The organism is Bacteroides sp. M10 (assembly GCF_014334015.1).
In the GTDB taxonomy this organism is placed as follows: Bacteria; Bacteroidota; Bacteroidia; order Bacteroidales; family Bacteroidaceae; genus Bacteroides; species Bacteroides intestinigallinarum.
This window is the reverse complement of the sequence record NZ_CP060488.1, coordinates 1,743,451-1,768,117: the sequence shown is the minus strand read 5'-3', so window position 1 is coordinate 1,768,117 and position 24,667 is coordinate 1,743,451. Positions and strand designations below refer to the sequence as shown.

The window sequence follows — 24,667 nt, the reverse complement described above, 5'->3', positions numbered from 1 at the left end:
TTTTTAGTTGAATTAATAACCCGGATTTTGGTGAATCTTATCATTCGCGTCAATTACCGACTGCGGGATTGGCAAACGATAGGAGTTCTTATCAAAAGTGTAAATCTGCGCCTTACGACCTGAATCCTTAGAATACACTACATTCATCACCTCTTCTACCTTGTCCAGACGGACCAAATCAAACCATCGTTGCCCTTCAAAAGCCAGTTCTAACCGACGTTCCTTAAGCAAGGCATTCAGCAGGAGGTTCTTATTTGAACGGACGGTGGTGGGAAGTGCTCCCAACTTGGCACGTTCGCGAACTTCATCTATTATATCGGCTGCTCCTTCCAAATCCGGGGTATCTTGCATAATCAACGCTTCTGCTTTCAGCAACAGAACATCGGCATAACGATACTTGATGATACTGCTGTTGGCAGAACGGCATTTATACATGAACGGATAATTATCAGACGGATAATAGTTGCTCCAATTACAATCGTAATAGACTATTGATTCTTTGAAACGGACTTCATCCCCTTCCTGTTTGAAAGCGCTAATCAAGTCACGTGATGGAGTCACCCATTTCGCCCACGTGAAGTTGTTATTCCAGTTCACGAGATCACGCCCAAACATCCATGTACACCAGTTACCTGCTCCGGAAGTAAATTGTGCTTCAAGAATCGACTCTTTCGTATTACGCATCCTCGCATCTGTTCCTGCAGCATTCATTCCAAACAAATCACTGAAATCATCCACCAGATCAAAACCGTCAGCTTTCACCTCATCACAATATTGGATAACTTTCGTATAATCCCGTAAAGGTTTCTCGGCATAAATTTTAGCCAGTAAGGTACGAGCCACAGACTTGGTAAACAACGTCTTATTCCCCGGAGTATTATCCGGAGCATACAGCACTGCATCCAACAAATCTCTTTCAATCTGTTGATAAGCTTCAAGTTCCGTATTTTGTTTGGGGAAATATTGCGGATATACCTCATCAATGTTTTCAGAAGTAATATCATCAGCTACCGTTGTAATCACCGGAAAATCTCCCCACAGACGTACCATGTCAAACATTACCATGGCACGGAATATCTTCGCTTCTGCTTTGTATTGTGCCCGTTCGGCAGTAGTCAACGAATTATCTGTCACCAGGTCAATGTTACAAATGAGTTTATTAGCACGGGCCACATCTTCCAGATAACGGTTCCAGTCACGTTCCAACACAGAATTGGAACCTTCAATCGAATTATTCTCAAACGGAACAACTTCCGCTCCGGTAGTACCGGCATAAGCATTATCCGAATGGGAGTCTGAAATCAAAAGTAAATCCACATACCAATGTTCCTGACGGTCACGCATCTGATTATAAAGCGTTGTCAGATGGCTTTCGACTGCAGCTTTATCCTTGAATACGATCTTTGTACCATCACTTGTCACTCCTTCCGTCACATCCGAATAGGTGTCTAATGGCTCATAATTCAGCGAGCAGGAAGAAAGTCCCAATAGCAAACCGGAGGTTAATCCGTAAAATATAGTTCTTAGTTTCATAATCTTTCCTTTCATTAGAATTCAACATTAATACCAAACACATATGATCTGCAATGCGGATAAGTACCCCAATCGATACCTTGTACCGTACCACTGTTACCCCATTGGTTTACTTCCGGATCCATTCCCGAATAGCTGGTCCATGTCAGCAGGTTAGTAGCCGTGAAGTAAGGTTGCAAACGGGTGATCCCCCATTTCTTCAACAGTTTACCTTTAAAGTTGTAGGACAAGGAAACATCTTTCAATCTTAGATAACTGCCATCTTCTACAAAATAGGTAGAATTGAGCAATTTGAAATTAGCCTTAGGCACATCTGTTATCTGTCCGGGAATTTTCCAGCGGTTCAATACACGATCCGATTGATTCTTACCATCATACATACCTTCCGTTTCGATACGTGAAGCGTTATAAATATCATTTCCATAAGAGCCTTGGATAAAGATGCTCAAATTAAAGCCTTTCCAAGAGAATGTATTGGTCATACCATAAGTGAAGTCCGGATTCGGATCGCCGATATAGGTACGGTCGGAAGATGAGATCTTACCATCGTTATTCAAATCACGATACATCAATTCGCCGGTTTCAGGGTCTACCCCATCACTTATGTAGCCGTAGAAACCTCCCAAAGCACGTCCCGGTTCATTACGCACCACATAGTCATTCACTACATCCGCTGTTTTAGCATCGTAATAAACTTTCTGTAATTCCAGTTTTGTCAATTTATTCCGATTAAAAGAAATATTGAAATCTGTATCCCATGTAAATGCTTCTCCACGGAGATTTTTCGAACTAATAGAAAGCTCAAAACCCTTATTTACCATTTCACCCTCGTTACGGGCAATAGACGTAGCTGCTGCCGCACCGGCTGGTAATGACACATTCATCAACATGTTTTTGGTCTTCTTATAATAATAGTCGGCATTAAACGTCAACCGTCCATTCAATATAGTCAGATCCAGACCTATATTGGTCTGTGTCGTGGTTTCCCATGTTAAATCAGATGTACGTAAGTTTGCCTGGCTAATGGTAGGAACAGCATTTGCGTAATCAGTCGAATCACCTTCGCCACCTTTCTTAAACCATTCAATACGACCGATATTGTAACGCTGCAAATATGCATAGTCACCAATACCCGACTGGTTACCGGTTTGTCCCCAGCCACCACGCAATTTTAAATCGTCAATCCATGTCAGGTTCTCCATGAACTTTTCCGAAGAAATACGCCAGGCAGCAGAGAATGAGGGAAATATGCCCCAACGATGATCGGGATGTAATTTAGAAGAGCCATCGGCACGAAGATTAGCTGTTACCAGGTATTTACTGTCGAAGTTATAAGCTACACGTCCGAAAAATGACATAATTCCCCATTGAGACGCACCTGTACCTGTATTATCCCAAGATATTTTATTGGCAGCATTCAGTGTTTGAATCAGATCGCTACGATAGTGAGAGCCGTTGATCCAGCTATTGGAATAGTCTGAATCCGTCCATGACGAACCGGCCATTACTTCCAAGCCATGTTTCTTGAAGTTTTTATTATAAGTCAGCACATTATCAAATGTCAGAACCGTGTTCATATTTCGATTGTCCGAAGCCTCACCGTACTGATTGCGTCCCCAAGCAGTAGAAATCGGATCAAGAAAAGTAGTATTAACGGCATTACGACGGTCAAGAGTAAGAGTAGACTTGAACTTCAGTTCCGGGAGTGGAGTCAGCAATATATTACCCGATGCCAACAAGCGGTTTTCTTTGTCTTTATTATTTTTCGCGCGGGCCATATTCTCTAATGGATTTGTGATATTACCCACTCCATAGAAGTTATTATAATACTGATTAGGGTTCAAAGCATCCCACACCGGCGCATAGGTCGGTGTATTGATAACAGCCAGAATAACACCACCACGATTCGAACCTGTTCCCATTGCCCCACCTCCATTGCTTGTATAGTCTGAATATGAGATATTAGCACTTACTGTCAGCCATTTACGAACCTGGTTTTCCAGATTTACCCGGAAATTGTAACGCTTGTAATAAGAGATGTCCAACACTCCCTGTTCTTTGAGGTAACCCGCAGAGAAATAATATTTCATCTTCTCATTACCATTGGATACAGCTACCTGATAATTTTGAGTCTTTCCTGTTGTATACGTTTCATCAAACCAGTCAGTACGATCGGGTAATCCGTCTGGTAAAGACACTAGCCCGATTTCATCCTGCAACTCTTTATATTGTGCTGCATTCAAGGATTCTACTTTATCGGCTACTTTGTTCAGACCGAATTGGGCTGTCAAAGATACTTTGGCATTACCGGCTGCACCAGCCTTCGTAGTAATCAGAATGACTCCGTTAGCGGCACGTGAACCGTAGATAGATGCCGATGAAGCGTCTTTCAATATCTGCATACTCTCAATATCATTCGGAGAAAGGAACTTGATATTGTCTACAGGTACTCCGTCCACTACATACAACGGATCATTACTACCATTCATTGAAGTAGTACCACGTACACGGATAGACATTTCACCGCCCGGCGTACCATTAGGCTGAATCACCGAGACACCGGCCGCTTTACCTTGAATGGCCTGTCCTGCCGAAACGATAGGCCGCATATCCAAATCCTTGGTAGATACGGAGGAGATAGCGGTAGTCACATCTTTCCGTTTCACCGAACCATAACCGATGACCACCACTTCATCAAGTACTTCATTATCTTCCTGAAGTGTGATCTTCATCTGGTGGGCTGCCTTTACCTCCTGCGACTTATAACCCACATAAGAGAATATCAAAATGGCGTTTTGCTGAACGTTTAATGTGAAGTTGCCATCCAAATCGGTAATTGCTCCATTAGACGTACCTTTCTCTTGTACACTAACACCGATTAGCGGTTCTTTTTGAGCATCCAGGACCTGACCGGATGCAGTAATTTGCTGTGCAGATGCACTCAAAGATAAAAACATTGCCAAGATAGCAAAGAAAATCTTGCGACTCCCCGAAAGGATTTTTCGCCTGTTTTTTTTCATGCGTACTAAGTTTTAAAGTTAATAATAAGACGCTTGTCAGCAATGAGCTACTCTCATTACTTTCGAAGCACAGGTCAAAAGTATAAAGAAATTAAAGTGAGCTAACAAGGAGGGGACAATAAGTGGATTACACAAAACAACAATCCACTTATTATCAACTATTTACATTCGTTACACATATCTAAAAAAGTGGTTAGTTTACAGTCTGAATTAGCGAATTTTTCGTACTAAATCTTCAAAATCTTCTCTCGAACCACGGGCTTTATTTCTTACTTTCGCCCGATAATTATAAATTGTATTCACCGAATAACGAAGAAACTCTGCAATTTGTGAACTGTCTTCAATACCCAGACGTATCAAAGCAAAGATTCGCAGTTCAGTATTCAATAACTCGCCTTTCTTCGGCAAAATCTGTTCATTCTCCTGTAATAAGTCATTGAATTTCCCCACAAAGTTAGGGAAGAGATGCAAGAAGGCTGTATCAAAGTTTGCATATAATTCTTCCAGTTCTTCGTCAAGAGCATCCTGCGAACGCGTTATCTTTAATAACTCTGCAATCTGTCCGGCAGATACTTTCTTATTCACCATACGCCGGTAAGCATCCAGCCGATTGATATAGGTAGAACATAACTTTATAAAACGGGCGATATACTCTTCTTTAATCTGATTGGACTCCGAAAGTTCTATATTGGTAGAAGACAGGCAACTATTCATTTGCCTCAATTCTTCATTCAATCCGTTTAGCTGCTTGTTAGCTACCTGAAGATGATTTCTTGCATCTGCCAGTTTTTTCATCTGACGGTAGATATAACCTAAAGCTACGATCAATAGCACCAGTAATGCGGTGATAAGCAGCAGATTCTGTTGCAAACGGTCATTCTGCTTTTCAATCATAGCCTGATAGGTCTTATCAATCAATGAAAGTACATCGGCACTCTGCCAGCTACGCAGGCGGGCATTATAGAATTTCGTCGCATTCCAGGAAAAGCGCATATATTGGTACGCACGTTCCATATCACCATCTTCGTAAAGTAGCTGGGCAAGCATCCACAACGAGGCATGGTCTTTAATGGCAGAACGGATATCCGATATAGCAGAAAGGCAAAGATTCCGTTTCTCTCCCAAGCTATCATTACTGTACTTGTAAATCAAAGAACGATAGTAAGTGACCAATGCATACTGTGGAGTGTTCGCTTCTATCTCTGCCAGCCGGAGGTCATTCACTTTCAGGGCTTCCTTATATTGGCGTTGATCGCGAAGTGATGCTTCATACATCAGTAGGTATTCTTCCGATTCTGGAGGCAATATGGCATATAAAGAATCTCTATATGCCTGCGAGATACTCCAGTAATGTCCTGAAAGAGTTTTATCCTGGGTATAAACGCTCAATTCGCCATACACATGGTCAAAGCAAGTGTAATAATCAGCTATTAAACGGGATACGACTTTCTGCCGGTCTACCGATTCTAAAACATCAATAGACTCCGTGTACATTCCCGTTGAAGATAATAATAATGAAAGCTGCAACTGACTTTCTATCTTCCGGTCTATATCATGCAAGCGCTCCGCAATCCGTATATTTTCATTCAAATAATGGATTGCAGAGTCGCAAATAAAGGCTTTATATTCTTTGTATATCTGACTGTTCAGGTTATAATGTTCCACAGAATTAACTTCTATTCCGTGTGTCAGTTCTTTAAGATGTCTGATACGTGATTCACGTTGAACCACATAAGTCTCATGCTCCCGAATCGTCAAATCAAGTACATTCAACAGCGAGTCCAGGGTCTTATCAGCCCAGGTATATAGTGGAAAAGAGAGAAGTAGAAGAAACAACAGGTACTTTTTTTTCATCGGAGTATTAAACTTTAATAGAAGATTACAAGACTAATAAAGACAAATGTAGAGAAAATCTTCGTATTTTAAAGAATAAAACAGATAGAAATTAAAAGTACATCTATTATACTATTCCACTAATTACTGTAAATAACAGCTGGTTACACTTTGCTTATCCCTATAAAAAAGTTTTGCTTTTACAACAGCAGACTGACAGGTTACAGGGGCCTCCCATAGCATCGAATCAATCGTCGGTTCAGTTCCATCCGTCGTATAACGTATCTGTGCTCCTTCGATAGGAGTATTCGCATACAGAAGTCCGCCTCTGACGAAGAGTCCCGGATGAGGTAAACGGAAGTTTACCCCTATCCGGCTCCAATAAGGCATTTCCTTTACACTGATTTTCTCATAAAATAGTGCCAGATCCCGGTCAAAAGCCTGTTGCTCTGCTGCTCCGGAGAGGACTTCCCAATCCGGATGCGCATTCCAGCCACGTTCTACCAGTCCCATCACTTTAGGGAACATATAATATTCTACCCATTGAAATCCTCGAATTGTTTCGGCAAACAGTTGGGCCTGTACACCTTTTATCTGTTTCCTGCCGGATGCAGTCAATGCCGTTTTTCCTTTTCCTGCGGAACTGATCTCAACCGGATTACCCGCCATATCCGTACGGGAGGAACGATAGACATCGAACGGAAGCATGGAAAATGCTTTGGATTCATCCACGTATCCACCCCAGAAATGTCCCGGTTCATCGGGATGGGCATCATAAGCCAAATCCAGATAGAAGTTATTCACATTGCAGAGAATAACCGGATAACCGTTGTTGGCTATCTGATAAGGAATTTCATCCTCTTTCCATTCAGGAACAGTCTTCCACGAATTGATACCGGCTGCGTGTTGAGACAAATAAGTATGAGTATCTTTCTTATGCCCCAAAGCTACTTCTTGCCAACCATTAAAAGATAAATTATGCTGTTGTAAACAATCAACCACCCGGGTAATGAAATATTCGGCCAAATCATGTGCCTTTTCCATTCCCTGTTCTTCCATGAGCGTTCTGCATAAGGGTGATCCTATCCATGCCCCTTTAGCCACCTCATCACCGCCTAAATGAATGGTGGTCAGTGGTGCATCCGCTTCCTTATACATGCTCACTATTTCCTGAATCACCTTCTCCATAAAACGGTAAGTAGAAGGTAAGGCTACATTCATAACATTATCCGTATAGGCCTGTGCGGAAACATATCGGGAAGTATCCTGCAAATCACTCAAAAGATATTCCTTCGCCTTCTCCGGGTCTGTATCGATGTATTTCTGATAACGTGCATTCATTGCTACAATCGCCGCACGCGCATGGCCGGGAGATTCTATTTCCGGAATTACCTGCACATGTCTTTCGGTTGCATATCGCAATAAATCAATGAATTCCTCCCGGGTATAATAACCATTTCCCGATGTAGCGGCACACGGATCATATCCACCATCATAAGCCGGATACAACCTATCTTTTTCATCGGTAGTATGTCCCCGTCGTGATCCGATGGCAGTCAGTTCTTCTAAGCCCGGAATTTCCAGTCGCCAACCTTCATCATCCGAAAAATGGAACTGAAGCACATTCAGTTTGTAAGAAGATAGAATATCAATCAGTTTCTTCAAGTGATCCACCGTTGTATAATTCCGGGCAATATCCAACATCTGTCCCCGATATAATAAATCCGGATAATCCTTTATAGACATTGCTTCCAACCGGAACGGGCTTTCCTGCCCTTTCAGTAACCCCAACAGGGTCTGCGTTCCGTTAAAAATGCCATGTGGAGTAGTAGCGCTAATCCTTATCTGCTGACTGTCGATACTCAACTCATAATATTCCTCATTAACTGCTTTCTTCTTGTCAGAAAGGTAATTCAGAGTAATGGTTACCGGAGCTTCCGGCACTACTTCCAAGCCATACCATCCGGAAAGTTTCTCTTTTAGCAGTTTTCCCTCATTGGCAAAATCCTCATGGAAAGTCAAAGCTAGTTGTTTTTCTAATAAGATATTACCTACGGTAGTAACCACCTTTTTTATGGAAGGTATTATATCCGTTGAATGAAACTCCGGAGTAACTGCATTGTTCAAACGAAGGTTTGTTTCATACGTTTTCCGGGCAATCGTTCTTTGCCATTCCGTCATAGGTAATGGTATGTTATTCAATGTTACAGGAAGTGGCTTACCTTTCGATGCTCCCGACTGGCTCACCCAGTAGCTTCCTTCGGGCGCATGCGAATTCTTTGGCACTTCCCCATCACACTGGAAAATCACTTTCAATGAATCTCCCGGAGCTAATGAGATAAATCCCTCTCCCGGATACATTTTAAAAAGGGTTGCATTCACTTGCTCCACTCTAACCGGTGACGAAGCATCCTGCCGGATAGTACGGGGAAACTGCGAATAATAAATCTCCCATTCTTTTCCTACAGGAGTATCTGATATATTCTTCAGTACAAATGAATTTTCATAATATTTACCATTCTCATCGTAGTTTCCCATCTCCCAAGTTAAAGAAACCGGAGCTCCCGAATCATTCGTCGATTTACAACCGCCTGCAAAGAATAGGATGCACAGCCACCCTACTGTCCATAAAGAAAATTTTATATCATTCATAAATTTAGTCTTAGTAATTAGTCATGCCATCCTTTACTTCTCAAATAATTGAGCATAAAAGCCGGACTATCTGTTTGAAGGATTCGTGCTCCCAACTTGTTTATCAGATACCCATAACTAGCATCCGGATCTTTCTTTGCAGCCTCATCATCATGCCCGCCTGCCAGAGAGGCCCACAAAGTATTATACCAGATCAGACTTTTCCCTGCCAGCCTGCGTTCCATTTTGGCTGGTACCAGGCTAGAAGCATTTCTGTAACAAAGCTCAAAAGCAACCGGATGCAACTGTTCCATATAATCCTCAACAACCTTCATCGATTTTTCCTCATCAATCGTTACGACAGGCATATAGATCACCTTATCCAGATAAGAGCCGAACTCCCGCTTCACCGTCTCCACCGGTTGAGCACCTTTCATTATAACTAAATCAGCAGTATCGGTTTTTCTCAATATAATATATACATCATCAAAAATAGGATAGGCCTTATCCAGATTAACCATAATCTGACCTTTGGCTGCCAACAATGCTTCTTCCAAAGTAGGAACAGTATATTCCGTTAACTGACCATCCTTGTCTTTCAGCCGGAGTTGCTTTATTTCAGCCAACGTTTTATCTTTTACTTTTCCTGTACCATTAGTAGTACGATCTACCGTATCGTCATGCATGAGAACCAGCTCACCGTCTTTCGTCTTACGGATATCTATCTCTACAATATCCACTTTCATCTGAATAGCACTATCGATAGCCGCCAAAGAGTTTTCGGGGGCAATACTCCAATTTCCGCGATGCGCCACCACTAAAACCTTATCTAAGTGTGGATTCAACACATCTTTGCGAATGAGTTCCGCCCGTTGTGCAGCCAGGAAACCTGGCTGCAGACAGAGCAGTAACAAAAGCACTATAACCTTGCTTTTCTTCATATCTTTCATTTGTTATTTAATCTTCTTACTTCATTCAATACCTACTATATTTTGGCCACAGTTACAACCCTGCATCATAAGCACCAGCCTGCATCTTGTTGACATTACGGGTTGCTCCACGCTGGTCTACTCCAAAGCCGGCTTCACCAACCCAGTCTACAAATTGCTGTCCCACAGTTGCATCAAAGGATTTCACTGCATTAATCACAGCCTGCCTGGTTGCAAATTCGTCAATAACACCGGTCACAGTCCATTGATAAACGCCATCCGTTAAAGTAGCAGCAGGAAGAGTTTGAGATGAATAATCCGTATCCGTAGCAACTGCTCCCCAACCGGCATCTGCCGCCTGATATACATTGTATCCACCGGAAGTGATATTACCTGCATAAATAGTTCTGTTTCCGGCTCCTTTGGCAAATAAAGAGTTGACCACAAGAGAAGCATTTTTCCCTGCACGGAAGACACCATTCGGATTGCCCGAATTTCCAACAATCGTAGTATTGGCAAGCATAAAGTAGGCATCTCCGTTGACAGTGATACTATTTCCTCCTGTAGCTGCCGTGCCAAGTACAGTTACATTATTCATGCAGACATATCCATTTCCGGCATGAATACTAGTTCCCCAAGCGGTTGGTGCATAATTCTCATGCAACAAGCAATTATTCATAAACAGGAAGCTGTTTGCTGCGGTAGTAGTGATGGCTCCTCCACGCCCTGTCGCTTTATTGCTCACCATCTCCACCTGATTTAACAAGACTCTTCCTTTTGATACTTTAACGGCTGCTCCACCATCGCTTCCACCATCGCTTCCGCGATTGAAATTCTTTATGACACAATTATTCAGTTGCAGGGTTGCGTCACCTCCACCTGCCGCAACAAACACGGCACGAACACTTCCTGCATCACTCAATCCATATTGTCCATTGAAAGTACAGCCATCGAAAATAATATTTGTCTGATTACCCAATACTAATAAAGAGTTGGACGTCGCAGATGCTCCACTACTGGTATTTCTGACGAAAGCAGTCGTGTATTTAGCAACGTCACGTTTCGTTAAATCCGTTCCCGTGCTTAAAGGATTATATCCGCCTTCAATCGTTATTTCCACTTGCTTACTATAACCGCTATATTCCATCTTCACTCCGGAGTTTTCTTTCGCAATCTCATAAGAGCCCGCAGCTACATAAATCTTTTTACCATCTAGTTTGGCTGCATTAGCATTGGAAATTTCACTGTTACTATTCGTTTGCAATAAGTTGCGTAATGCATCTACTCCCATTGCATTATCCCAATCCATACCGGTTGCATTTCCGGCAGGTTGCTCTTTCACATAGTAAGCGGCCAGTTGCAGTTCTTCCGCATCTCCGCCCGGCAAAGTACCGCTATCCCACGGAGAAACAATCGGTTCACTGATAGTTATGATCGAGCCTTCCACTTTTAATGTGAATTCATAACACTTTCCAGATTTCAGTTCCGGTATACCGGGCAGCACCAGATCTTCGCCCAAATAGTTTAAGGAAACAAAGGTAGCAGTTGTCCCGGCTTTTCCGGGAGCCACAATGGCAGTATACGTACAACCATCCTGTCCTGCCTTACCACCTTCGGGAACTGTAATGAAAGGGGATATTAAAGAAGTACCCGATACCACTTCCCCGTTTGTATATCCCTGATAGGAACCAATCTTTACTCCCTGAACCTTAGCTTGTCCGCCTACATCTGCAAGCGTCATAATCACTTTTGCCATTTTCCGGTTCATACCCAAACGAAGAATACGGGATCCGTCGTCTATTGCATTCTCTACGGTACACGTCATATAATCGGCCTTAGCCAGGTTTTCCAAACGTTGCTGGTTTGTGGGAAGTGTAAAATTAGCCGTACTGGCTCCGTTCACTACCGGATAGAAAGCCGAATAAGTTACCGGTTCCTCCCCCCATCTTAAATAATAATTATCAGTCGGCACCCATTTTCCTTCCGAAAGTACATAATTCAGATATCCATCCTCACAACTTAACTGAATTTCATCACCCTCATTAAATTGTTTCTGCTGATCTCCCGTTGCACCGGGATTACTACGTGTAAAGACGGTATTAATAGCAGCTTCAATCTGAATAGCACCGGAATCTTCACTGTACACAGCTATATCCTTATCCGTATCACAAGCCGCCATACCCATCAACAAATAGGCAGCCAATATCAGTTTTGTAATCTTCATAGTTTATCTCCTCCTTCTTTAATTCCGGTTGATAAGTTGTCCGGTTGCCCAATTTCTGGCCATCTTACCAGCCAATCGGACAGTTGTGTTTACATTCAGAGTCAAAGTATGTTCCACTCCTTTTTCCAATTCAATGGCTTCCTTTGCAGTCCAGATATACAGTTTTCCGTCATAGCTGAAGTTCACAGAGAAGCCCTCTGCTATTTTTTGCGGAGGCAGAATACATTCGCAAGACTCCACCCCTTTATAGGGAGCCACAGTAGCGACCACCGCATCTGGCGCAGGAACAACCATCGGAACCGTTGCCGACAAATCACAAATGCCATTAACAACAGCCCCATTGATAGACATATCCCCTAACTTATTCATTGCAGCATCTGCCGTTCCATTGACTGTGATTTTTATAATCAGCTTGCTCATGGCATGACTCAAAGAGATTTTCAGCTTTCCATCCGCAGTTAAATCCTGCTCCGGGTCGACTGTTGCTTTCATTAACAAAAAATCGGAAGACTTCACGTTCTCTTCAGTAGCCTGATTGGTAAGAGCATTGACTGCCAAAGAGGCATCCGGAGCGGCTTCATTCATATAAGGCGCATACGCTATCATCGTCACCGGCGTTCTTTCCGCATCCCAAAGCATCTGCTGACCGTCGGACGTACTCCAGGCACTTCCGGAACCAACCATTTGTTTATGATAGTTATAAGCAGCATTCTCGCTATTCCGGATCATCAATCCGAAACGTTCCAGATTCGTTGCATCATACCCTGCACGCGACAAAGGTTCATTTACTTCTGTAATGATACGGATTACATGGTCTTCTGGGAAACTACCCGTTGACAATAATTCATCCTCATTATTTGAGCATCCGGCTAGTCCGACGCCCAAGGCTATTATATAAAATATCTTCTTCATGTTACAGTCGTTTTAGGGTTTAATTGGTCAGAACAGCATCATAAGCACCGGCCTGCATCTTATTCACATTACGAGTCACTCCCCGCTGGTCTATTCCGAAAGCATCTTCACCGATCCATTCCACAAACACTTCTCCCAAATTAGTAATAGGCGAAGCCACCGGGTTAAAGCTTTTCGCAACTTCTATCACCGCCTGTCTGGTAGCATATCCTTTTACCGAACCAATCTGATTGAGATCCCACACATACACTCCCTCCTCATTCAGCGCACCGTTCACCTGATTAGGATAAGCCGTATCGGATGCACTCATCGTTATTCCCGTCACACGCTGATACACATTATATCCCTTCGAGAAAGCCTCAAAGTTACTACCATTCAGATTAAAACTCGGAGCCGAAGGATTTTCAGAAATCAACAGATTATTAATAAACTTCGTATCACCGCCAACTCCCGTCTCACAGCGTACAGCCCCATGACTATCATTCGCATTTCCAATGATTGTGTTATTAGTCAGCAGTATGCTACCTCCTCCGTTCAAGGCGGCACCTGTCCCCATATTCTCTATCAGCGTGGTATTGTTTATACAAATATGTCCTTCCGACATCTGAATACCATTTCCCCACGAACCGTTATGAGAATTACCTTTCAGCAGACAGCCATTCATAAATACCACCGCCGTCTTGCTACTACAACGAACAGCTCCTCCACGACCTGCAGCCGTATTGTCCAACAAGCTTACCTTATTCAATTGTACCTGTCCCGACAAGACAAAAACAGCCGGGCCACCCTGCTTGGCAGAAGTCGTTACTCCCGACTTACAATCTCTAATCACGCAATCGGTCAACTCAATAGAAGTATCACTGGCACTGCCACTCACATAAATTCCACTACCACATTCGGTAGCACTGGCATCTGCTTCAGATACATATCCATACTGAAAAGTAACCCCTTCAATAGCTATATGCCCCTTCTTGACAAGCAACAAACCACAATCACCGGCATCCGCCTGCTTATTTCCGTTCACATCACCACTGATGACTGTCACATACGCATCTATATCACGTGCCGAAACATCCGTTCCTTCACTAAACTGGCTATATCCGCCCTTAATCGCTTTGACATCCTTGCGAACGATTACACCAAGCCCACTCTCTTCGGACATTATATATTTTCCCTGACTCATATAAATCGTACTCTTGGAGAGATCGATTGAACCGCTCAACAACTTACGAAAGCCAGCCGCATCCAGCGCCTGTTCCCAAGAGCTGCCATCCATCTCACCTTCACCGAATTGAGTCACAAAGTAACTCTCCAATCCTTTCTGCATAATCACTTCTTCGTCCAGATCGTCATCGTAATCCGTCATCATAGGCGGGTCTATCATCTCATAATCTTCCTGGCATCCCTGTGCCAACAGAATCATGAAAGCCAGCATACATAGTTTCGATATTATGAATAATCTATTTTTCATTTTCTTTCTTTTTTAACTTGTACATTAGATAAGAATAATCACAAATTCACCGATTTCACCGGGAAATATCCGGATAACCGGGATTCTGTTTCAGAAATTCATTCTGTTCCAGTTGCGTCTGCGACAAGGGGAACAACTCATAATGATCGTCTGCATCCCGTGATTTATCCCACCATGCTTCCTGATACCTGTCAAAGCGGATCAGATCTGTACGCCGACGACTTTCCGCCAGAAATTCCCGTCCCCACTCATCCAACATTTCTTTCAGATCGAGCACAACGTTACCTTCCGGCTGATAAGCGATATTCGCTGTAAAGTTTTCGTAGTTGCGTTTACGCACGCTGTTCAGCAACTTGCCGGCCTCACCCGCTTGTCCGAGACGGAGAAGACATTCAGCCTGCGAATAAATAATCTCGGCCAAACGAATCTCCGTGTAGTCAGACTCGATATAATAACCTCCGGTAAACGGATAGAAAGGATACTTCACACAGTAAAGTCCTGAATTGAAATCACCATTGCCTAACTTGGATTCCTTATAAGCCGGATTAGAGATATAACCAGACTCTGCATTTCCCTCAAATCGTCCGACTTGGTCACGCAAATAAATCACATATTGATTATCCGGATTCTTGGCATATCCTCCACTGACAGCAGAGTTGGCAATCTTACCTTCAAGAAAGAACATACCTTCGCGTGTGTTATTACCCGTGTTTATATATTGCTTATATCGTATATCTCCCTGATATTTAGCAAACTTCCGGGTAACCATTCCCAAGCTATAATCAAACAGTTCTCGTGGTTACTGGTTGTCATAACTTGGTGAAAGCGCATATTTTGGATTCCGTTCACCATTTCCTTCTATCTTCAGGTAATACGCACTGCCATAAGGCAAACCACGGCCGTAAACCGTTCTTCTGTCATTTTGCAAATGCCAGCTGGTCAGTCCATAAGAACCGGGGAAACCAAAGATTACCTCATTGCACATTTCATTATTCCAATCGAAAGGTTCATACCAATTATCAGCAATCGTATAATATCCGAACTCTCCCCCAGTGATACGTTTACACATATCGATACATTCCTGCCATTTGGCCTGGCCGATCCATACTTCTGCATTCAGATAGAGGCGTACCAATAAAGATGCCGCAGCAGCTTTGGTAAACTGTCCCTGCTGGCTGCCATTGCCGGATTGTCCACTCTTGGAGGGTAAAGCTGTCAGACAGTAGTCTTTCAATTCACTTTCGATGAAATCGAACATCACCTGCGGAGAAACTTGTTTCCGGTTCTCCGGTAGTTCGTTCACTGCCTGATCCGATGTGGTTGTTAGAATACAGTTGCGATGTGTATTCAACAAACGGAGATACCCCCAGGCACGCATACAACGCAGCTGCGCTTTAAAACTTTCAAATTCACTGTCGCTTAAACCAAAATTAGACGGGTTCAACTGTGCCAAGTCATCCAATACCATATTGCATTGACCAATGCCTACATAAAAGTTGTCCCATTCACTCAACCAGTCCCCTTGATTGATATCATCATATTGATGACGATGATACATTTCCCACAGTCCTCCATCGTACCACCAAGTACCACGAGTAGGAGTAATCAGTTGGTCCGCCGGTAGTTCTTCATTCTCATGACGTATCCAGATACAGCAGTACATGTGTTCAAAAGGACGGAAGACAGCGTTGATAACATCCTGTTTCGTGTTATAATAGTTCTTGGACATTACCTGGTCATACACCGTTTCCGACAGATCAGTACAAGACGGTAGGCCTAACACTGTACCTGCCATCATACCCAATCCTATAATATATTTTGTTATTCTCATAATTGTTTTTCTTTTAAAAACTTACTTGTAAACCTAAAATAAACTGGAAAGCAGATGGATAATAGTTGTATCCTCCTCCGAAAGTACCCGGTGTCAGTCCATTCACTTCGTATGTAGAAGGATCTACACCCGTAAATTTCGTAAACGTATAAAGATTGTTAGCTGTACCGAACAGGCGTATCTTTTCGATGTACTTCTTATTCAGGTTCATCGTATATCCTAAAGTAATGTTGTCTATCTTCAGGTAATCACCCGGTTCGATGAAATAGTCGGTAATCACATTCTTACCTGTTGTAATATGTGCATTCTTCGAATAAGCGGTGGTCAACTGATTGGTACTCATACTCTGTAATCCGAAATAGAAATCGTGCACGTTAAAGATGTCAAATCCGGCAGCACCGCGGAGAGCAACAGTCAAATCGAAGTTCTTATAAGTGAAGTTGTGCGTCATAGAACCGGTGAATTTCGGCAAACCGTTTCCGGTCACTGCTTTGTCTTCTTCCGTACCTTGGGATACAGGGATTACATTTCCCTTCTTGTCATAAATCAACCAGTCACCCTTTTTATCCACTCCCGCATAACGGTATGTGAAGTAGTTACCGATACGCTCTCCCTCTTCAATCCGCTGCAAATATCCCGGATTATTGGGGTTTGCCATATTACAGGTAGAGTAATATTTCTGTCCCTTGTACACATCATTGGAGAAGCTGACAAACTTATTATTATTAGTAGCACCTACTAATGTGAAACTATAAGTAAAGTCTTTTGTCCGAACAGCATTAACAGTTATATCAAGCTCGAAACCGGTATTGCGCAATGTACCTACATTGGCATAGATTGTAGAGAACAAATTAGGTGGAACCGATACGGAATAGCTACCGAGCAAGTCGCTTTGCTTACGGTGAAAATAGTTAAATGAACCGGTCACCTTGTGTTTAAAAAGCGAGAAGTCCAAACCGATATTCTGGTTGTGTCCCTTCTCCCAACGAAGTTCCGAATTGACATTCTTACTCGGCCCCCATACATGGAAGTTGTTGCCCCCATACTGATACCAGCCATAAGCCTTATAAGTAGCCAAAGACTGGTAGTTACCTATTTCCTGATTACCGGTTACACCATAGTCATAACGCACTTTCAAGTCATCAATCCATGAAAATCCTTTCATAAACTTCTCATCCGAAATACGCCAGCCGACAGACACAGCCGGGAAATTACCCCATTTATGATTCTCACCGAAACGGGAAGAGCCCTCGTGACGTAAAGAGAAAGTAAACAGATAGCGCTCTTTCCAGTCATAATTGACACGTCCGAAGAAACTGATTAGCTTATGGTCATTCTTATAAGAACTCATCATGGTCTTTCCCTCTTTGGCTGCTTCCAGACCGGAGCCCAGATTATTATACGTCAATCCGTCGGAAGAGAAATCCCAGTTTTCGGCTCCCATACCCGAACTTACACCGTAATTATAACTATAACCTACCATTGCACGGATTTGGTGATCCTTAATACGTGTAGAGAAGTTGGTCACCCATTCCAGATTGTTATTGGTGTTTTTATCAAAGTCTCGGCTCGCTTTTCCGGCAACGCCCGAATTCACATTAGGACCGTAAGTAGATGGTATGAACCATCCGTTGAACTTATCCACCTGATACTGTGAAACAGTAACCTGTGATTTCAAGACCATATTCGGGTTTGTTGGATTAAACAACGGCAGCAAATTAACGGTAGCAGTAGCATTCCATTCCAGCAATTTAATCTCCGTACCATTTTCTTCCTCGTTCAATTGCTCAACAATATTCGAGCTATCTCCTCCGGACGGAAAACGATAGTACCCATTAGCTGATTCGGAATCATAAACCGGCATCGTCGGATTATTCTTAATAACGCTGCCATACACACTGGCTGACTTGTTCCGGTCGATGACGCGGGGAGTCATATTGGCTGCGAACGTAAACAGGCCATCTTTCGTTGTGTGGCTGATGGTGGCACGTGCACCATATTCCCGACGGTCGGAACGCAAGTCGATTCCCTGCGCTTTACGATAATCGGCTGTTACGCGATAATTGGTCCTCGCATTACCTCCGGAGAAGGTTAACGTGTGCATGTGTGTCACTCCCAAACGGGTAACGGCATCAAACCAGTCTGTACTGGCTCCCATATCGGAAAGTGGATTAGACACCGTACGATAAGCACGATATTCCTCCGCATTCATAATGTCCAGCTCTTTCTTTGCTTTATTGAAAGTGACGGCAGCACTGTAAGTAGTATGCACTTCTCCGTCACGGGTTCCTTTTTTCAGATTAACAAGGATAACACCGTTACTACCCCGTGTACCATAAATAGCGGAAGCAGCACCATCCTTCAACACATCGATAGATTCAATATCCGCAGGATTAATATTCGTCATATCACCTCCCGGCACTCCATCTACAACAATCAACGGACCCAATCCGGCATTACGTGATGATATACCACGAATCTGAATACTTCCCGTACTATTCGGATCGGCCAAAGCCGTATTGGAAACAGAGACACTGGATACCTTTCCCTGCAACAACATGGAAGCATCAAGACTAGATATTTGATTCAGGTCTTTCGCACCGACATGCGAAATAGCCGAAGTCATTTCTTTCCGTTTCATCGTACCATACCCCACCACTACCACTTCATTCAAAGCAGTGGATTCTTCTTTCAACACAATTTTTAGTAATTGCCGGTCCTTGATAGCCACTTCTTGTGTTTCATAACCGATATAAGAGATTTTTAAATGTCCGTTCTGCGGAGCACTCACCTGAAATTTACCGTCCATATTGGTAATGCTACCTTGCTTTGTCTCTACAACCACCACCGAAGCTCCGATGACAGGTTCCCCCTTTTCATCGATCACCGTACCGGATATTTTACGTTCCTGCTGCACTTCCCAGGAAGCTCCTCTTGCCTGGATGCCGGAAAACAGCATCAGCAATATACCTAACAGACAGGTACATGTTCTACAATAAATATTTCTCATAAATAGATGATTTTTATATTAGATGATAAAGTTAACGAAGCCCTCTTGCCTGTAATGCCGGAATCAACAAGTCCGGTAAATCCGTTTGTATCATACATACCATCGGATAGATTTGCAAGAGTTCATCCAGATAAGTCTCGTTCAACGTCCATTCGGACACACTACTGCCACTGGCAGGAAGCATATTCACCGTAGCAAGCATTCCATCATTGATTGAACTTCCCAAAGGAGTGCTTTTCCCATTCGTCAGGTAGCTGTATTGCACGAAGTAGTTGCCCGGTAATCCTATCATCGGTTTATGACTTCCTGTCCATGTATACACATGTGCCTTGGGAGTAATGCCCAATACTTCTTCCGCTTTCTGCGCACTGTTACAGTAGAAGAATACAGATTCCATCATATCCAGTTTCATCACGATATCCACCACTTGTTGCGAAGTAGCTGTACGCGGAGAGTAGTCGAGATTGTAATAGATTCTACCGCGTCCTGCTTTCAGAAACTCTTCCAAAGTAGGCATCTTTTCGTCGGTTACCCGACCATTCCGGTCTTTCAGGTTGTAGTTTTGTAATTCCGCATAGGTCATTTTCGTGATGTCGCCTGTGCCGTTCGTAGTAGCATTGATCGTCTGGTCATGGCATACCACTACCACTCCGTCACTTGTCACATGAGTATCACACTCAATCACTTCAGCTCCTGAATCAATGGCATCCTCTACGGAAGAGACTGAATTCTCGGGAACAGTTCTGTCGGACGTATGTGCCCGGTGTGTCATGACCCATACTTTTTTGTTATTCGGCTCTCTGAATTGCTTCATCGCCTCCGTCAGCGCCAACAGATTATAGATGCGGATTCTCTTCTGCACCTCATACTGACCTGCCGTAACGTGTAGTGTATAGTCACCACTCTGGGTATAGGCATAAGTGATAGGGGTGGCAGCTTTCCCCTCCTTAACCGTCCCGTCACCAAAATCGACAGTAATATCGGTATTTCCATCAATGTTGTTGAATTTGACCTCTACCACCTCTTTCAGCATGGCACGAGTACTCACTTGCAGGTAAGGATTCTTTTTCACAGGATCGTCGTCAGAGCAAGCGTTGCAAACTATTCCCAGTAGAATAGCCCAACAGCAGATCCAGCTTATAGGCTGGCGCTTTGTTCTTCTTCCTTTTTCCGGAACAAAAAAATGCAGTAATACCCCAGTTCGGGATAACCGAGTGTCTTATACAATATAAATGCAGCGTGAATACGCCTCCTCCCCATGCCATTAGGAGTGGGTAATAACAGAAAGCTGAAAGAAGTTGTTTTGCCCTTAGAATAGTGACAGCTGTTTGGTGTCTTCGATGCAGTATCCCTGCAATGCCTTTGGCTTATTGTCGAAGAAGCAATATGCTCCCAATGCTGAAATAAGGTTCATGATAAAGTTGCTTACAGATCTATGGCGTGAGTGTACAATCTGTGCAGTATTCTTCAGCATGTCGTTAATGGTTTCGATAATGTATCTCTTGCGCAGCATCATTCTGTCATAGAACGGCATCAGCTTGTTTTTCATGTTTACGCGCAACCCTGTCACCAGCTGTATTCCATCCTCAAAGAGGAAGTCAAACAGCTTCTGCGAAATATAGCCTTTGTCAGCGAACAGCTTGCCATACAAACGTTTAGCGAGAACCTTGAACACATTCGGATCCTTGTCGCTGACATTTGCGCCTGTAAGGACAAAGGCTATTATCTCGCCTCTGTCATTGCACGCAAGGTGGAGCTTAAAGCCATGGCACCAACCCATTGTTCCTTTTCCGTCAGTAGCAATTCCCTTGAATACCTTATTGGCATATCTCCTGAGATTATGGCATACGGGTATCATCGTGGAATCAACGAATGTTATGCCGGTACATCTTCCGAAAGCTCCCAGATTAAGGAAGAACATGAGCTGGAAGAACACGCGGCTTTCCAACTCCACAAAGCGGTTGTACGACACGGCTTTCGGAAAATAAGACTTCATCGTACCCTTAATGAAGAACAGGTAGTAGTGCTTGAAATTGCGGAATGTACCAAAATGAAAATACAACAGAATGGTCATGATTTCACTGTCGGACAACGACGCTTGGCGACGTCTACGCTTGACTCCGCTATTGTCTTCAAGTAGATTTCCTGCATTTTCTGCAAAAAAAATGTTTGCAAAACTCGTCTATTATACAAAATAATTCTGTAACTTTGTAATCGGTAGTCATATTAAATATGTTTGTAACTGTTTAATTTTCAGTTATAAAGGTACAAAATATTTATGAGACTACCAACTTTTTTATGAACTATTTCTTATCCCGAACTGGGGTAATTTTTAATTTGTCCCAGTTTTAATGGGACACTAGTGTAATTTACTATTATGATAATTATGAACAAAAAAAGTCTGTTTTTCCTAATTTCCGTCTGGCTGTTGTCTACACTTCTGCCAGCGCAAAATGTTTCCATATCCACTCCCCATACACAGTTGCTCCTCTCGGCACCAAACGGCGGTACACCGGAACAACTGTATTACGGCTCACGCACCTCCGATGCGGATATCCGAAGCATTTGCGAAACAGCACGCGGGAGAAATGCTTATCCCGCCTACGGAATCGGATATCCATGCGAAACGGCATTATCCATCCGCCATGCCGACGGCAACCTGACACTTCAAATGGCAGTCATAGGCGTAAAAGAAACACGCCTTACAGAAGAAAATGCCATTTTGACGGTGATAGAACTGAAAGACAAAGTGTATCCTTTCTTCGTCAACATCTGCTACAAAGCATGGCAGGATGCGGATGTCATCGAGACATGGACTGAAATCCGTCACGAAGAGAAGAAGCCTGTCCAACTTCAGCAGTTTGCTTCCGCCTACCTGCCTGTCCGCCGTGGCAATGTCTGGCTGGCACATCTTTCCGGTGCTTGGGCAAACGAAGGACAACTCTGCCAGGAAGCGTTGCAACCGGGTATGAAAGTCATCAAAAACACGGACGGGGTACGCAACTCCCAATCGGCACATGCAGAAGTGATGTTCTCGCTCGACGGCAAACCGCAGGAGAACACGGGACGCGTCATCGGTGCAGCACTTTGCTACAGCGGCAACTACAAACTGCGTATTGACACGCAAGAAGACGACTGGCACCATTTCCTCGCCGGCATCAACGAAGAAAACTCCTGGTACAATCTGAAAAAAGAAGAAGTGTTCCGCACCCCCACATTGGCACTGACCTACAGCGACGAAGGGATGAGCGGATGCAGCCGGAAATTCCATCAATGGGCACGCCTGCATAAACTCGCCAACGGGAACACTCCCCGCAAAATTCTGCTGAACAGTTGGGAAGGCGTCTATTTCGACATCAACGAACAGGGCATGGACCAGATGATGGGTGATATCGCTGCCATGGGAGGCGAATTGTTTGTAATGGACGACGGTTGGTTCGGCGACAAATATCCACGCAAAAACGACTCTTATGCTTTGGGCGACTGGACCGTAGACAAGACCAAACTCCCTGGCGGCCTGCAATCATTACTTGACAACGCCCGGAAACATGGCATACGGTTCGGCATCTGGCTGGAACCGGAAATGGCTAATACCAAAAGCGAACTGTACGAAAAGCACCCCGAATGGATTATCAAGGCACCCGAGCGGGAAGTGGTATGCGCCCGCGGCGGCACACAAGTCGTGCTCGACCTTTCCAACCCGCAAGTGCAGGATTTTATCGTACAGACGGTGGACGAGTTGATGAACTCCTATCCCGACATTGACTATATCAAGTGGGACGCCAATATGTCCATCATCACCCAAGGTTCGCAATACCTGACCAAAGACAACCAAAGCCACCTGAACATCGAATACCACCGGGGCTTTGAGAACGTGTGCCGACGCATCCGCACCAACCATCCGCAACTGACGATGCAGGCATGCGCCAGCGGCGGAGGACGTGTCAACTACGGCGTACTACCCTACTTCGATGAATTCTGGACAAGCGACAATACAGATGCACTTCAGCGTATCTACATCCAATGGGGCACTTCCTATTTCTTCCCCGCCATCGGCATGGGGGCACATATCAGCGCAAGCCCTAACCATCAGACATCGCGTTCCGTTCCGTTGAAGTTCCGTATTGATGTAGCGATGAGCGGACGCTTAGGTATGGAAATACAGCCCAAGAATATGACGGAAGAGGAAAAGGCATTGTGCAGAAACGCCATTGCCGAATACAAAACAATACGCCCCGTCGTACAGTTCGGAGATATTTACCGTTTACTTTCTCCGTATGACAAACAGGGCGTAGCTTCGCTGATGTATGTATCGCCGGAAAAGGACAAAGCCGTATTCTACTGGTGGAAAACGGAACATTTCTGCAACCAGCACTTGCCACAGGTGAAGATGGCAGGACTTGATCCGGACAAATATTATAAGGTACATGAGCTGAACCGCATCGACACCGAACCTTTAAAATTTGAAGGTAAAAGTTTCAGCGGTGCATATCTGAATGACAACGGACTGGAAATTCCCTCTACCCACAGAGTGGAACCTTCGAAACAAAACGAATATGCCAGCCGCGTACTTTATCTGGAAGAAGTAACTTCCTCATTTTCCGACAACCGGATAGAACAACGCCCTCCGTTACGTGTTCTTTGCTTAGGCAACTCTATCACCCGCCACGAATATAAAGCGGACATCGAATGGTTCTCCGAATGGGGCATGGCAGCATCCAAAGAAGAAAACGACTATTGCCATCAATTGGAGAAGATGCTCTCGCAAAACCGTCCCGGCACAGTGCTTACCCCGCTGAACATCGCCTATTGGGAACGTAACTTGAATTGCAGTATCGACTCACTGATTGGCGCTCACACTACAGACAAGGATGTGATCGTTATCCGCCTGGGAGAAAACGTACAAGATAAGGAAGCATTCAAATCAGGTATCCTCCGATTGGTAGAATATTGCAAGCGGAAAGCAGACAAAGTAGTCATCACCGGCTGTTTCTGGAAGGATGATGAAAAAGAACGTGCCATCATCAACGCTGCGCATATGCATGGACTCACTTATATTCCGATTGACTGGATAGACCGCTTGTATGATTCACGTCCGAAAGTCGGAGACACTCTTTATAACATACACGGAAAACCATATACTGTAACCAAAGATTTCATCATCGCCCATCCCGATGACGAAGGCATGAAGAAGATAGCAGAAGCAATATATAGAGTTCTCTAATGGTCCCCCGTTTTTTCGTACTTCCATTATTTACAACTGTAGTTTACAA

11 protein-coding genes and 2 pseudogenes are annotated in these 24,667 nt (G+C 43.8%); 1 reads left to right on the top strand and 12 read right to left on the bottom strand.

The features are described from left to right. Positions 1-12 precede the first annotated feature (12 nt). The 12 genes and pseudogenes from H8796_RS06400 to H8796_RS06345 all read right to left on the bottom strand — a co-directional run bounded on the left by H8796_RS06400 (position 13) and on the right by H8796_RS06345 (position 21,619). Complete coding sequence (locus H8796_RS06400; RefSeq protein WP_187343951.1) at positions 13-1,548, bottom strand: RagB/SusD family nutrient uptake outer membrane protein; 1,536 nt, start codon at positions 1,546-1,548, stop codon at positions 13-15. Further along, the gene (locus tag H8796_RS06395) at positions 1,548-4,553 is read right to left on the bottom strand and encodes a TonB-dependent receptor (RefSeq protein WP_117937468.1); all 3,006 of its coding nucleotides are present in this window, start codon (positions 4,551-4,553) and stop codon (positions 1,548-1,550) included. Before H8796_RS06395 ends, H8796_RS06400 begins: the two co-directional genes overlap by 1 nt. A gap of 210 nt (positions 4,554-4,763) precedes the next feature. Next, on the bottom strand, positions 4,764-6,407 hold the full coding sequence (locus H8796_RS06390) for a DUF6377 domain-containing protein (protein ID WP_117937467.1): 1,644 nt from the start codon (positions 6,405-6,407) through the stop codon (positions 4,764-4,766). Positions 6,408-6,530: 123 nt separating this feature from the next. Further along, entirely contained in the window at positions 6,531-9,038 is a 2,508-nt protein-coding gene (locus H8796_RS06385) for a family 20 glycosylhydrolase (protein WP_117937465.1), read from the bottom strand. 17 nt (positions 9,039-9,055) lie between these two features. Further along, the gene (locus H8796_RS06380) at positions 9,056-9,958 is read right to left on the bottom strand and encodes a glycerophosphodiester phosphodiesterase family protein (RefSeq protein ID WP_187343950.1); all 903 of its coding nucleotides are present in this window, start codon (positions 9,956-9,958) and stop codon (positions 9,056-9,058) included. Positions 9,959-10,019: 61 nt separating this feature from the next. Next, positions 10,020-12,170, bottom strand: a complete 2,151-nt coding sequence (locus tag H8796_RS06375) for a fimbrillin family protein (RefSeq protein ID WP_117937461.1) — start codon at positions 12,168-12,170, stop codon at positions 10,020-10,022. An 18-nt stretch (positions 12,171-12,188) separates the two neighbouring features. Then, positions 12,189-13,082, bottom strand: coding sequence for a fimbrillin family protein (locus tag H8796_RS06370; protein WP_117937459.1), 894 nt, complete (start codon positions 13,080-13,082; stop codon positions 12,189-12,191). A gap of 19 nt (positions 13,083-13,101) precedes the next feature. Next, a complete protein-coding gene (locus H8796_RS06365; RefSeq protein ID WP_117937457.1) occupies positions 13,102-14,553 on the bottom strand; it encodes a right-handed parallel beta-helix repeat-containing protein in 1,452 nt (483 codons plus the stop codon). Positions 14,554-14,608: 55 nt separating this feature from the next. After that, a pseudogene (locus H8796_RS06360) lies at positions 14,609-16,384 on the bottom strand (RagB/SusD family nutrient uptake outer membrane protein). A 13-nt stretch (positions 16,385-16,397) separates the two neighbouring features. Further along, positions 16,398-19,394, bottom strand: a complete 2,997-nt coding sequence (locus tag H8796_RS06355) for a SusC/RagA family TonB-linked outer membrane protein (RefSeq protein WP_117937456.1) — start codon at positions 19,392-19,394, stop codon at positions 16,398-16,400. Positions 19,395-19,425: 31 nt separating this feature from the next. Continuing rightward, the gene (locus H8796_RS06350) at positions 19,426-20,535 is read right to left on the bottom strand and encodes a glycerophosphodiester phosphodiesterase family protein (RefSeq protein WP_233530412.1); all 1,110 of its coding nucleotides are present in this window, start codon (positions 20,533-20,535) and stop codon (positions 19,426-19,428) included. A gap of 168 nt (positions 20,536-20,703) precedes the next feature. Next, positions 20,704-21,619 (bottom strand): annotated as a pseudogene (locus H8796_RS06345) (IS982 family transposase). A 152-nt stretch (positions 21,620-21,771) separates the two neighbouring features. On the opposite strand from H8796_RS06345, the gene H8796_RS06340 reads away from it, so the two are divergent. Further along, the gene (locus H8796_RS06340; protein WP_117937452.1) at positions 21,772-24,618 is read left to right on the top strand and encodes an alpha-galactosidase; all 2,847 of its coding nucleotides are present in this window, start codon (positions 21,772-21,774) and stop codon (positions 24,616-24,618) included. Positions 24,619-24,667 lie beyond the last annotated feature (49 nt).

Bases quoted from the DNA above. Each gene is read 5' to 3' on its own strand.
- H8796_RS06400 (WP_187343951.1), bottom strand. From the start codon at position 1,548: ATGAAAGGAAAGATTATGAAACTAAGAACTATATTTTACGGATTAACC.
- H8796_RS06385 (WP_117937465.1), bottom strand. From the start codon at position 9,038: ATGAATGATATAAAATTTTCTTTATGGACAGTAGGGTGGCTGTGCATC.
- H8796_RS06380 (WP_187343950.1), bottom strand. From the start codon at position 9,958: ATGAAGAAAAGCAAGGTTATAGTGCTTTTGTTACTGCTCTGTCTGCAG.
- H8796_RS06365 (WP_117937457.1), bottom strand. From the start codon at position 14,553: ATGAAAAATAGATTATTCATAATATCGAAACTATGTATGCTGGCTTTC.
- H8796_RS06340 (WP_117937452.1), top strand. From the start codon at position 21,772: ATGATAATTATGAACAAAAAAAGTCTGTTTTTCCTAATTTCCGTCTGG.
- H8796_RS06370 (WP_117937459.1), bottom strand. From the start codon at position 13,082: ATGAAGAAGATATTTTATATAATAGCCTTGGGCGTCGGACTAGCCGGA.
- H8796_RS06355 (WP_117937456.1), bottom strand. From the start codon at position 19,394: ATGAGAAATATTTATTGTAGAACATGTACCTGTCTGTTAGGTATATTG.
- H8796_RS06375 (WP_117937461.1), bottom strand. From the start codon at position 12,170: ATGAAGATTACAAAACTGATATTGGCTGCCTATTTGTTGATGGGTATG.
- H8796_RS06395 (WP_117937468.1), bottom strand. From the start codon at position 4,553: ATGAAAAAAAACAGGCGAAAAATCCTTTCGGGGAGTCGCAAGATTTTC.
- H8796_RS06390 (WP_117937467.1), bottom strand. From the start codon at position 6,407: ATGAAAAAAAAGTACCTGTTGTTTCTTCTACTTCTCTCTTTTCCACTA.